At 44.0% G+C, this 12806-nt stretch carries 10 protein-coding genes; 1 reads left to right on the forward strand and 9 read right to left on the reverse strand.

What is annotated here, in order from left to right; genetic code table 11:
• Positions 1-185 precede the first annotated feature (185 nt).
• The 9 genes from WA381_RS20355 to WA381_RS20395 all read right to left on the reverse strand — a co-directional run bounded on the left by WA381_RS20355 (position 186) and on the right by WA381_RS20395 (position 10845).
• The gene (locus tag WA381_RS20355) at positions 186-716 is read right to left on the reverse strand and encodes an acyloxyacyl hydrolase (RefSeq protein WP_014975262.1); all 531 of its coding nucleotides are present in this window, start codon (positions 714-716) and stop codon (positions 186-188) included.
• Between the two features lie 136 nt (positions 717-852).
• Positions 853-1683 (reverse strand): substrate-binding periplasmic protein, encoded by an 831-nt coding sequence (locus tag WA381_RS20360; RefSeq protein WP_069943474.1) that lies wholly within the window; start codon positions 1681-1683, stop codon positions 853-855.
• Positions 1664-2467, reverse strand: a complete 804-nt coding sequence (locus WA381_RS20365; protein WP_231506374.1) for a hypothetical protein — start codon at positions 2465-2467, stop codon at positions 1664-1666. Before WA381_RS20365 ends, WA381_RS20360 begins: the two co-directional genes overlap by 20 nt.
• A 130-nt stretch (positions 2468-2597) precedes the next feature.
• On the reverse strand, positions 2598-5687 hold the full coding sequence (locus WA381_RS20370; RefSeq protein WP_156085693.1) for an error-prone DNA polymerase: 3090 nt from the start codon (positions 5685-5687) through the stop codon (positions 2598-2600).
• 36 nt (positions 5688-5723) lie between these two features.
• Complete coding sequence (locus WA381_RS20375; protein ID WP_061438881.1) at positions 5724-7211, reverse strand: Y-family DNA polymerase; 1488 nt, start codon at positions 7209-7211, stop codon at positions 5724-5726.
• Positions 7211-7960 carry a recombinase RecA gene (locus WA381_RS20380; protein ID WP_156085694.1) on the reverse strand — a complete coding sequence of 250 codons (750 nt, stop codon included), beginning with the start codon at positions 7958-7960 and terminating at the stop codon, positions 7211-7213. Before WA381_RS20380 ends, WA381_RS20375 begins: the two co-directional genes overlap by 1 nt.
• A 247-nt stretch (positions 7961-8207) precedes the next feature.
• On the reverse strand, positions 8208-8717 hold the full coding sequence (locus WA381_RS20385; RefSeq protein ID WP_039226980.1) for a hypothetical protein: 510 nt from the start codon (positions 8715-8717) through the stop codon (positions 8208-8210).
• A 2-nt stretch (positions 8718-8719) separates the two neighbouring features.
• Positions 8720-10471 (reverse strand): DUF885 domain-containing protein, encoded by a 1752-nt coding sequence (locus tag WA381_RS20390; protein ID WP_156085695.1) that lies wholly within the window; start codon positions 10469-10471, stop codon positions 8720-8722.
• A 38-nt stretch (positions 10472-10509) separates the two neighbouring features.
• Complete coding sequence (locus tag WA381_RS20395; protein WP_061438894.1) at positions 10510-10845, reverse strand: DUF1820 family protein; 336 nt, start codon at positions 10843-10845, stop codon at positions 10510-10512.
• 189 nt (positions 10846-11034) lie between these two features.
• Here WA381_RS20395 and WA381_RS20400 point away from each other — a divergent pair, with 189 nt between their 5' ends.
• Positions 11035-12672, forward strand: coding sequence for a M28 family metallopeptidase (locus tag WA381_RS20400; protein ID WP_156085696.1), 1638 nt, complete (start codon positions 11035-11037; stop codon positions 12670-12672).
• Positions 12673-12806: the final 134 nt, after the last annotated feature.

The following is a 12806-nucleotide window of genomic DNA, read 5'->3' on the forward strand; positions in this document are numbered from 1 at the left end:
TCCCCATGTGAGAGTAGGACACTGCCAGGTCCCAATTAAAGAAACCCGCCTAACGGCGGGTTTTTTGCGTTTGGAAGGAACAAAAAATGGGGTCAGAGTACATTAATACTTCTAATACTCCTCGAAATCAAAACAGCCCTTAACAAAATGCTCGAGAAATGAAAATGTACTCTGACCCCATTTCTTTAAAAGTGATAGGCGTAGGATAGGTTCAGGAAGTCTAATCCGGGGTTGTCATTGTTGAAGCCGCCGTTTGAAAAGTGCATATAGCGCAGTGCGACATGTTGTTTTTTATCGATCTCTACAAAAACACCTAATCTGTCTTCGAACTGATAGTTAGATCCAATATCTTTACCAGCGACTTTCTGATTACCTATGTAACTCGCTCCTATCCCCGCTTCTATATATACGGGATATTTGTCATAGAGCGTTGAAACCTGTTTCATAAATACAGGAGTTAATGACGCGCCGTAGCTTGTACTATGTGTATCGTTTTCACCATACTCCCACACTACGGCACTCACTTCCCAGTATAGCTTTAGGTCGCCAAACCAATCAGTAGTAAGCGTTTGTTCAAGTGGCCTGTACGCGAAGCGCATACCATCGATATCGTCAAAGCCGTGCATATAATCTACACTCACGGTTTGTTTCGCTTGTACGCTACTTGCGGTGAAAATAATGAAAAAAGAAAATAGAAGTAGTGATGCCTGTTTCATAATTGCTCCTTGATCTGATAATCAACAAGCAAAATTTTTTCCAATTAAAAATTATTTTAATTTCAAAGAGATAATAAAAACTAAATGCCGAACTATTCCACGCGAGTAGTGTAATTTACTGACACTGTTGAAGTTTTTACAAAGGTGTCCAGCGTGTATCTGCACTTACATGTTGCTCTTCCATCAGACGCTCGATCAGTTGCTTTGTATCTTCAATACCATACTTCGCTTTAATTTTATTTATGCTTTCAGATTCTGAAAGTATGAATGTATTGAGCTCGGCAATGATCTCGGGGTGTCTTAAGGTTGATAGCGAAAATGAGACAACGTTGTGTGGCAGGGTTAAATCAGCGGCAAATGGTCCCATTTGCGGAAAGCGACGAGCAACGTTTTTAGCGGCATTATATTCCACATCTAAAGCATCTACTTTATCGCTCTGTAGAAGGTTAAGCCCATCATAAATACTGTTTACGCCTGTTACCTTAACGGTACCGTTCTTAATTTGCTGTTCCCACTTTACAGGGGAAAATCCGTCTGGCGTGGCAAGTTTTGTTATATGAGTAATTCCTTTACCAAGGTTATCTGTTTTAACCAAAGTCACGGCGAATGTTTCTGCCAGAGGTTCAGAATATACTTTGTTAAGGCTATGGGTTATTTGATCATACCATCTGGCGTTATCAGGAAAGACAAAGTCTACATTGCCTTTTTTCAATTCTATTTGAAGGCGTTTAACTGGCATGCTCAAGTATACAAAGCGATGTCCGCTTTGCTTTGAGAATGCTTCAAGAATAGCCCAACCCAACCCCTTTTCATGATCCGATGAAAAGTTGTAATACGGATAATATTCAATATTTTGAGCGCCTACGATATAGGTGTCGGCTGAAACAAAAGGACTTGAAAGTGTGCATGTAACTGGCAATACCGCCATTTGCACAAAGCGACGAATACTATTTCCAAACCTCTTCAATTTTCAATCCTTGTTCTATCAAAAGCTTCTGAGACAACTGCTCGAAAGGGGTTATTCCGTATTTTGTTTTTATACTATCAATTAATTCTGGATTTGAGGATATGAACTTATTAAGTTCACTAATAATGTCTTGATGATAAAGCGTAGATAGGGAAAAAGGAATTTCATTATGTGGAAGCGTCAAATCTAAAGTAAATGCATCTTGCTCATATGATAGAGGAGCAGATCGCTGGCTAACGAAATACTCTAAATCTAACCCGTCTACACGTTCTTGGTACAAAAGCGCCAAGCCTTGTTGAATATCCGTAACCCAAGTTATTTGGGTACGTTGAGTGTCTATTCTTTCTTGCCAATTTACCGGTGTGAAGCCTAACGGCATGGCGAGGTTTTTTATCTTTTCGATGCCTTTCCCAGCGTTCTGTCGTTTTACAATTGTCCCCGTTACTGCGCTGGTTAATGGGAGGGAAAAGTACTTGTCATTTGAAGTGGTAATGCTGTTATACCAGCCTCTATTATCAGGGTATACAAAGTCAACATTACCTTTAACTAACTCGAGTTGAAGCCGTCTTATAGGCAAGCTTAAATACACAAACTCGTGTCCCGAAGCTTCAGAAAAAGCTTCTAAAATTGACCAAGCAACCCCTTTATCTGTTGATGATGCAAAATCGTAATGGGGGAAATAAGCTAAGTTTTGTGCGCCAATCACATATTTATCTGCATAAATATTAAGGCTAAACAAACAGCCAATGAAAAGCCCAATACATCGCATCATTCTAAACTCCAAAATGACTACAGCAATTTACAATATACAAATAAATTATCTTTGAAGCATTTCCTTGAGAGGAAGTTTTTTAATACAAAAATAAATCGCATAGCTATACACCATAATTTATCGTTTTGCGGGTGTAAAATACTCAGTGAAAATCTCTTGAACTTAATGACAGCTTTTCGAGCCACGGCGTCCGATCAATAAGCTTACCTGCGATGATATGAATAACTCCCTCTTTGGAGCGTTCAATAATACCATTTACCTGTAGCAGTTTAGCTTTTAAGAATGTTTGTTGCTGAGCACGAGCGGTAGCTTGCCACACCACAACGTTCATATTGCCTATATCATCTTCTAAAGTTAGAAAGGTAACGCCTGCGGCTGTACCCGGGGCCTGTCGACCTGTTACTGCGCCGAGTACTTTTACAACAGATTTATTGGTCTTGTCTTTAAGCGAATTGGACCAGCTTATGTCTTTAAGCTTATGTTGCTTTTTGAGTAAAGAAATAGGGTGGTTATTTACCGATAAGCCGGTTGAGGCATAGTCTTCTAGTAAATTTTCTGCCTCAGAAGGCGTAGCGCCGAGCGGTGTGGTATTTTTATCTGCATAAAATTCGTCGGTATCGAAAAGTGGTAGACGGGTTTGGGTATCCATAATTCGCCAGCGGGTTTCATACCGATTGCCTGAAATCGTGCGAAGGGCATCGGCGCTGGCCAGTGCCTCTAGTTCGTGACTTTTAAGCGATAACTGCTGTAATTGTTCAACATTGGTGTAGCTTTTGTCTGAACGGTTTTCCACGATAAGCTGAGACGATGCTTCACTTAAGCCTTTAATAAGCTTAAGACCAAGCCGAATGTGTTTTTTTTGGCCTTGTACCACCAGAGAATGCTCAACGTCAGATTGGTTAACACAGGGCGCTTCTACCCGTATGTTGTGACGCTTAGCATCTTGAACTAACTGAGACGGAGAATAAAACCCCATGGGCCAGCTATTTAACAGCGCTACGTAGAACTCAACAGGAAAGTAAAACTTCAACCAGCAAGACACATAAGCTAATACGGCAAAAGATGCTGAGTGCGATTCAGGAAAGCCGTAACCTGCAAAGCCTTTTATTTGTTCAAATAAGTTGTGGGCGAACGTACTGTCATAGCCTTTATCCGTCATCCCCTTAATAAGCTTGTCTCTGAACTCAAAAATTCTACCGTCTTTTTTCCAGCTCGCCATGGCGCGACGCAGTTGATCGGCTTCTCCGCCACTGAAGCCAGCTGCAACCATGGCAAGCTGAATCACTTGCTCTTGGAAGATAGGCACGCCCATGGTTCGAGACAGAACTTTCTCCACATCTTTAGATGGGTAGCTAATGGTTTCGTTGCCGTGTCGGCGTATCAAATAAGGGTGGACCATATCACCCTGAATCGGACCTGGCCGTACAATGGCTATTTGTACGACCAAATCGTAATAGCGACGAGGTTTGAGCCTTGGCAGCATAGACATCTGAGCCCGTGATTCTATTTGAAAAACGCCTACCGTATCGGCCCGACAAATCATATCGAAAACCTGTTTGTCATCTCCGAGCTTAGTAATGAACGGAATACTGGTTTCAACAGGGTATTGTTTATTGATAAGAGAGAATGCACGACGTATAGCGCTCAACATCCCAAGCGCCAGTACATCCACTTTTAAAAGGCCTAAGGTTTCAATGTCGTCCTTATCCCACTGAATAATAGTACGCTCTTCCATCGCGGCGTTCTCAACAGGAACAAGATCGTAGAGCGGCCCTGCGCTAATAACAAAACCGCCTACATGTTGCGACAAATGTCGGGGCGTGCCCAGTAAAGCTTCGGTAAGGGTAATTAACTGCTGCACCCTAAACTCTTCAGGGTTTAGCCCAAGCCCCGCCAGCTGAGATTTCCACGGAATAACGCTGTCTCGGCGATTAATCTGCTTTACCACAAAATCAAGCTGTGATTCGCTAAAGCCCAGCGCCTTGCCCACATCTTTAAAAGCCGACTTAAAGCGATAGCAAATAACCGTAGCCGCGATAGCGGTTCTTTCCCGGCCGTACTTTTGATAAATGTATTGGATGACCTCTTCACGGCGTTGATGCTCAAAATCCACATCAATATCTGGCGGTTCGTTACGCTCTTTGGAAATAAAGCGCTCGAACAGCACACTTATTTGCCTTGGGTCTACTGCGGTTATTTCCAAGCAATAGCACACTACCGAGTTGGCCGCAGAGCCGCGCCCTTGATACAAAATACGTTGTCGCTTGGCAAACTGAACAATGTCGTAAATGGTTAAAAAGAAATACTCATACTCTTGCTCGTCAATAAGCGTAAGTTCTTTTTCTATGGTTTGGCGAATATCAGGGGTTATACCTTCAGGAAAGCGCACTTTTATACCGGCCTCTACACGTTCCCGCAAATACGAAGTGGGCGTATACCCTTCAGGTACAAGCTCCGCAGGATAGTGGTAGCGCAGCTCTTCTAAAGAAAATGTGAAAGCGTGAGCAAGGGCATTGGTATTGGCAATCCATTTCTCAGGGTAAAGCTTCTTAATTTTTTGTACGGTTCGCAGACTACGCTCTGCATTACTCAACGCATCCCGACCTATTTTGTCTACACTGGTATGCACGTTAATAGCATGCAATACATGTTGAAGCGGCAGTCTGTCAGCGTGATGCATGAGTACACCTGTACAGGCAATAACAGGAAAAGGATAGGCAGACTGCAGATGATTGTAATGCGCAAACCTGTGGTGATCCCTTCCGTCTAATAGGCGCTGAGCGCCAATATAGGCATCAATACTAGGGTGTTTTTGCAGCCATTCAGCCCAATGCTTGTCTTTAGCTTCTTTGCCGCTTGGTAGCCAAATGAATTTGCAATGGCGAATGGTACGCAAGTCCCACTCAGCTAGTTGGTATTCACCTTTATCAGAGCGACGCCTCGCGTTAGTAATAATTCGGCATAGTTCGCTATAGGCCGCTTTGTTCGGGCACAACAGCACAAAAGATAAAGTGTCATCAAATACAAAGTAACTACCCACAATAAGCGTAATCGGTAGGCCCTGATGCTTAATTTCGTCGAAAGCCCGTACCACTCCCGCTACTGAGCATTCATCGGTAATGGCAAGTGCGTCGTAACCAAGGAAAGAAGCCGTGGTAACAAGCTCTGCGGGGGAAGAGGCACCGCAAAGAAAACTATAATTGCTTTGGCAAAAGAGCTCACTGTATTTCATGATATTGCCTTTACCTTTTTCTTTAACCGCATACCGCTAGCAAAAAAGGCCCTGCACCCACCAGCGGCTCTCTTCATCTTTAAACACTAAAAGCCTTACGCATTGCTCAGTTTGGGCGATGAAATAATCACGCTTTGTTGGGCTGTCATGCCACCACTCACTGTGTAATCGCACGGGGCCAAAGCAAATTTGGGTAGCCTGAATAAGCGGTTTAGGTACATCAAAGGTGAAGGTAGGCGTAATGTCACTGCTATAAGCGTAATTACCGGCACAGTTACCGACGCTCGGCTCCGTCACCGTCATATATTCAAATTGATGGCTGTCGGCAGCGCGAGGTTGAAACGTACTGTTATCGCCTAGCTTCGCGTTTAAGCGCCCAATTAATTGCTTTTGTGCAATATCGTTAAATCTGTCGCTAAAAAAATCGCCATTCTGCGTATCCATTTCTTCAAATTGCTGACAGGTAAGCGCAATGGCTGTAGCTGGCTCAGGCAACACCAGACTCTCAGTTTTAAGACTAAATAACGGCAGCCAACTTTTTACTGATGACTGAGGAAGCGCCGAACGTATATTAATATCCATTACAGGTGCTTCTCTGAAATGAATATGTACGCTGATGCTGGATGTATATAAGTTTCTTGCCCGTAAATAGTGAGATAAATGCTCAAACTGCTGGGTGACAAAAGGGGTTAGATGCTGCGTGTTTTCAATATCAAAAGGCAAGAGGATAAAATTATCGAAGTGCTCCAAAGGCCTAAATAACGTAACGCGTGGAAAGGTTTCTCCCCTTAACGCAGTAAGATACATAATGGTGTTATTGTCAAAGCGCCGCCCCAGCTCTTGTACCGGCATGGCAAGCAACTGTTGTACGCAGGAAACGCCCACCCTTGCCAATGAGTCAATGACCTTGGGAGATAGAGCCGTAAGAGAAAGCGGGCACGCACTTAGCGCTTTTTTTATGTCATCGGATGTATGCAAGTAAGTATTAAATTTATGAAGCGCTAATACTTTTGCGGCCTCAATTGTCCATGCGCTAGCAAAATGATAGCGAATATCTGCTTCTGCCAGAGCTTGGGTTAAAGTTTTCCACAGTGGCTTATGACCGCCATAGTAATGGGTTAGGTTATCTAGCCTTACTGCCAGACCGTTTACACTATTTGAGTGAATGTGGTTGTCTAATACGATGTCAGAAGCCAGTGGGTAAAGCCGATGGGCTAACTGCGTCAGCATATGCTTTTCGGCTTCTTCACTGAAAGGCAGAATATGTACGTAAGGGCATAGCGCCGCCGCTTGAGCTAGCCCATGCCCAATTTCAATACCTTCTTTTCTCGCAATATCATTACACTGCGTAATTTTGTTTGTTTTACTGCAGTACACCGCAACGGGGGTATTCGACGCTAACGATGAATACTGGTTATTAGATTCGTGCCTCGGCAATTGGCTATGGGCACGTTTACTTCTAGCCGCTTTGATGTGGCTGTCTAAAGTTAGTTGGTAGCAGTAAATATAAGCCCACAGCATCATTAGCTCACAGAGTGTAATGCCTGATCGGAAAGTGTGTTGTGTGCCATGGCCCATTTAATAGCCTGATTGTCGGGTGTCCACCGATGGGAAATAACAATGTTATCTTTGGGCCACCCATGACGCTGCTTGCGTATGTTCACTGCCAAAGCGTGGGGTTTACCCTTTAGCGCGATATCCAACGTAATGGGTAATGCACCGTCGCTTTGATTCGAAGGAGTGGCTTGTGAATCACTTAAGCTGGCCTTCGGATAACCTAACTGTGAGGCCTGCTGTTGCGGTGGAGTATACAGTAAGCACAGCGCATCATTATGCGTTGCTGCTACCTGTAGGCGTCGTGCTTCTTTTTGATTTACAGCATTACTCCACAGCACTACGCAATGGCAAGCCGTACTTTTTAAACATTGCTCTGCTGCCCACAACGACTCTTGTTCAGAACCTGGTTTTACTACCAGCACTTGTTGCGCTTTAAGCCCCAAGTTTTCTAACCACGGCGACTGTAGTAGCCCGGGAGGGTTAATAAATACCACCAGCTTATGCGTACGGTGTTGGCATATAACCTGTTTAAAGAGTGAAAGTTCACCCATGCCGGTTAACGAAGAGATACGGACAAGACCTGTAGATGCAACGCCACCGTTAAGTGCTTTATCCAGACGCGGAAAACCCAGTGAAAACTTGGTTTCACTTTGTCTCTGATCTCTGGCCCGCCAAATATGCGGGTGGTTATTAAGCACGGATAACGATTTATTCATGGTACTCAAAATAAACTGTATTTTTATACAGTATTATAGTGCAGCAATAACCCTTTTCAAGACAAAAGGTTTTTGGCTTGTTGTTTTAAGTGCTAACTTACTGATTAGTCTGGAAAGGTAAAAAGATTAAACTTTTAAAAGAGTGGGAACATGGCTAGGGTCGCTGACCTTACTACATAGCAACGCAGACGACCCTGCCATACAGTTAGCACTGTATAAGCGCTAACGAGGGACACAGAGTAAAATGTTACTCTTCAGATGGTTCTTTTTGAGCCTTTGCAGTCGTGCCGCTTACTGTTGCTGTAACGGTTTGGCAAAAAGCAATGAAGCCGTCGGCCGTATTTTTTGACCACACCATACGCACGTTGCTAGGGAGTGCTTTCACCACCTCACGAATTTCCTCAAGCGTCACTTCTTCATTAAGCAACACTTTATTCAGCGATTCCTCAAATGACATCCCTTTCTCACAACAGGCCATGACGATAGTCGAAAAGTTGCGCATAAGCGGGTGCAGCGCATTGTATTGAGTTTGGTCGATAAGGCGGCTTTTATAGGCACTTTCAATACGCGCAGTAAGATTTTTCTCTAACGCATCTGTAACAAGAACAAGGTTGCGATAAGCATACGTAACCTTGTTGTTGGTCTGTTTATTCGAGTGACGCAATAGCGCCAGCTCTTTCTGTAAATTCTGCGCTCGCAGCACAAAGTAAATTAAAAACAGGATAAGTAATCCAATAACACCAAATGCAACGATCATGTTTATTGTGCCTTTTGTTCTTCTATAAACGTATTGATGTTTTGCTCCAAGATAAACAATGGAACTGAGCCGTTTTCTAACACGGCGCGGTGGAATTTACGCACATCAAAACGCTCGCCTAATGCTTTCTCTGCCTTCTTGCGAAGGCCTTTAATTTTGATTTCACCAATCTTGTAAGACAAGGCTTGCGCTGGCCAAGAGATATAGCGGTCTATTTCAGTATTTACGTTGTGTTCTGAAAGCGCGGTGTTTTCCATCATATAATCAACCGCTTGTTGACGACTCCAGCCCATCGTGTGCATACCGGTATCCACAACCAAGCGACACGCACGCCACATTTCGTAGCTTAAGCGACCGAAGTTGTCGTACGGCGTTTCGTAAATACCTGCTTCAATACCTAAAAACTCAGAGTACAGACCCCAGCCTTCACCAAACGCTGAAATATAGGTGTTACGACGTACCATAGGTAAGTCTTCAAGCTCTGCTGCCAACGATATTTGAAGGTGGTGGCCAGGCACTGCTTCGTGCAATGTCAGTGCAGGCAATGCATACAAAGGGCGCTTATCGAGGGCATACGTGTTTACCCAGTAATATCCTGGCTGATCATCGCGGCTAGGATGAATGTAACGGCCCGTTGTATATTTGGGCGCGATAGCGTCTGGTACAGGCGCTACACCGTAGGGTGTTCTTGGCAGATACTCAAAGAGCGAAGGAAGTTTTGCGTCCATTTTCTTTGCAATAAACGACGCCTCTTTCAGCAAATCTTCAGCGCTGGTGGCATAGAATTGCGGGTCTTCGCGTAAAAACGTAATGAATTCGTTAATGTCGCCATCAAAGCCAAGCTCATCCACAATTTGCTGCATTTGCGCGCGAATGCGTTTTACTTCAGACAACCCTAAATCATGGATTTCCTGAGGCGTCATATCCGTGGTGGTGTAATGCTTGGCTCTATTGGCGTAATACGCCACGCCATCAGGCCAGTTATTCGCGGCAATATCTTCACGGGCACTAGGAATGTATTCATCTACCATGAAGTCGTAGAACATTTGATACGCAGGCAATACGCTGCTATTTATGGCAGCCTTGCCTTGCTCCGTTAGCGCTGATTTTTGCTCGTCAGTAAAGTACTCTGGAAAACGGGTAAATGGAGAATAAAAGCCACTGTCCTCGGCATTTTCAACAATGTATGACGCCACCGAGTTCTCAAACCCTTTCAGCACGACTTTAGGCTGCGTGTAGCCTTCTTTTAGCGCCTGTTTCATATACGCAATTTGTTGGTCAAAATAAGGCTTAAGCGCATTTAGGCGGCTAATGTAGGCCTGATAATCTTCTACGCGCTTAAAGGTGGATAAATTAGGAAGCGAGGCCATTGCACCGTGAAAGCCATATTCTGAATTGATAGGCACTAAATGCGCGCGATACGTATATTCGTCCACATAGTTAGCTAAACGATATTGTTGCATCAGCAAGGCAATATAAGCATCAGTAGAGATGTCTTCTTTTTTATACTGACTTAAGGTCTTTTGAAAAGTACGCCATTGTTCATTTTGTGCTTTCAGGGCTTTGGGAGAGTTGTCTGGTAATACGTGAGCGAGTGAAGTATCGCCTTCGCGAGAAGCTAGAAGCGGGGAAACCGAAAGCTCGTATTGCCAAATGTCATCAAGTAGTTGATACAAGCTTTCATCGTTAAGGTCCTTTGCAGATGAGCTAACGCTGCAAATAAATAATAATGCTGCTAAAACATAGCGATACATAAGGGTCTCCGGCAACCTTCACCGGAATGACCCGGCGGTTACTCTTTCGTTGGTGTATATATTGGACTAGGGAAAGCAGTTACTTTATCAGATTTATTTTCTAATTTAGTAATTTTGGCTGAACCTTTTTTATTTACGGCGTCAATGCGCAAAATGTTGTGCATCGGTACATAAGTTTTTGTTACTTCAGAAAATTCGGTTTTCAACCTTTCATGACTAGGGTCTACAACAACACTTGTGTGAGTATCCCACACAAAGTCACCTATCTCGATAAAGCCAAACAAAGCGCCCTGCATAAGGCTTTTCACGTATAACTCATAGCGCTCACCGTTGCTGATGAACTGAACGCGGTAAAGAATGTCGTCTTTTGACATAGATGCTGCTCTTCACTAAAAAAATATAAAAACACCCGGAAGCTGAGCCGGCATGCGACTGGCAATTTTACCTTGCTCATAAAATGCGAGCAACGGTAGGAAACACATGGTAAACGTAAGCAGTTTAATGGTATTCCGCCTATTAACTGCGTTACCATGATGCACACTTAGTTATATGGTGAAATTAGAATGATAAAAAAACTCCTTATAGGTAGTGCAATGACAGCAATGACCTTTGCTGCTACTGCCCATAACCACGCATCGACAGACAATGCTTTTAACCCTGATACACAGCGAATCAAATCGCACCTGTTTTTCCTAGCAGATGATTTGCTTGAAGGTCGTGACACGGGCTCTCGTGGCCATGAAATTGCGGCGCTATATATTGCGACCGAATTTGCTAAATATGGTTTGAAGCCAGCGGGTACAGACGGCTACATGCAAAACGTAGCGTTTCGCAAAGCGAATCTGGTTCAAGAGTCTCCCAAGTTTACTTTCACGCAAAACGGCGAAACCGTCGATTTTGACTACCCGAAAGAATATCTAGCTAGCCCGAGCTTGCTTAGCACCGAGGCCAACCTAAAAGGTGAAATGGTCTTTGTGGGCTACGGCATTGTGGCTGACGAGCTATCTCACAACGATTACAAAGACTTAGATGTAAAAGGTAAGGTTGTTGTAGCGCTTGCTGGTAAGCCAAGTGACTTTCCATCAGAAGAGGGCGCTCACTTTGCGTCTGGCTATCAAAAGCAAAAGTATGCGGTAGACAATGGCGCTATTGGCATGATCACTATCACAACGCCTAAAAATGAAAAGGTACGCCCTTATCAAAGCCGTTTGAACTACATCCATACGCCGCGTATGGCATGGTTAGACGACAGTGGTCAGCCTGCAAACAGCTTTTCTCAGCTTAAAGGTGGCGCTTACATGAGTGAAGGCGCTGCGCGTAAGTTATTTGAAGGCGCAGAAAAGAGCCTTGATGACGTTTATGCACAGCTTGAAGCCGACAAAGTACCGCAAGGCTTTGCGTTAAATGGCGTGGTTGATATCAGTAAGACGAGCGTACACGACACCATTACTAGCCCAAATGTTGTGGGTGTACTTGAAGGTTCTGACCCAGAGCTTAAAAACGAGTACGTGGTTTTCTCTGCTCACTCTGACCATATCGGTTTTGCCAAGACCGTGAAGAAAGACAACATTAACAATGGCGCCATGGACAATGCGTCTGGTACGTCAGTGATGTTAGAAACTGCACGCTTGTTTAGCGAAATGGAAGAAAAGCCAAAGCGCTCAATTCTGTTCGTGTCGGTAACGGGTGAAGAGAAGGGCCTGCTAGGTGCAGACTATTTTGCTCGTAATCCAACTGTACCGGTTACTTCAATGGTGGCGAACGTAAATCTAGATATGCCAATTTTGACTTACGAGTTTGCAGACGTTATTGCGTTTGGCGCGAACCACAGTGATTTGCAAGAGTCAGTGGAAAAAGCGGCGGCGAATGCCAACATTGAACTAAGCCCTGATCCATGGCCTGAGCAAGCGTTATTCACTCGCTCAGATCACTATGCGTTTGTAAAGCAAGGTGTGCCTTCAGTGTTTATGGTGCCGGGTCTGAAGTCTAAAGATCCTAACGTAGATGGCAGCAAGGTGTTTGGTCAGTTCTTATCTACGCACTACCACAAACCTAGCGACGACATTAACCAGCCATTCAACTGGAATGCGGCAGAGACTTTCACCAAGGTTAACGCGCAAATTGGTTGGACACTAGCAAACCAAAAGAACAAGCCTAAGTGGAACGATGGCGATTTCTTTGGAAACACGTTTAGCAAGTAAGTCCATATTTATTAAACATTAAAAAGCAGCATTTTTATGCTGCTTTTTTTGTGCCTGTTGTCCCGTCCTAAAATACGTTGACGTAAAGAGGACTTCTTTATGACAACTTCAAGTAATCAAAGACCTAAGCGCAC

It is taken from the genome of Alteromonas sp. CH_MED4-4 (assembly GCF_037029575.1).
GTDB classification, from domain to species: domain Bacteria; phylum Pseudomonadota; class Gammaproteobacteria; order Enterobacterales; family Alteromonadaceae; genus Alteromonas; species Alteromonas macleodii.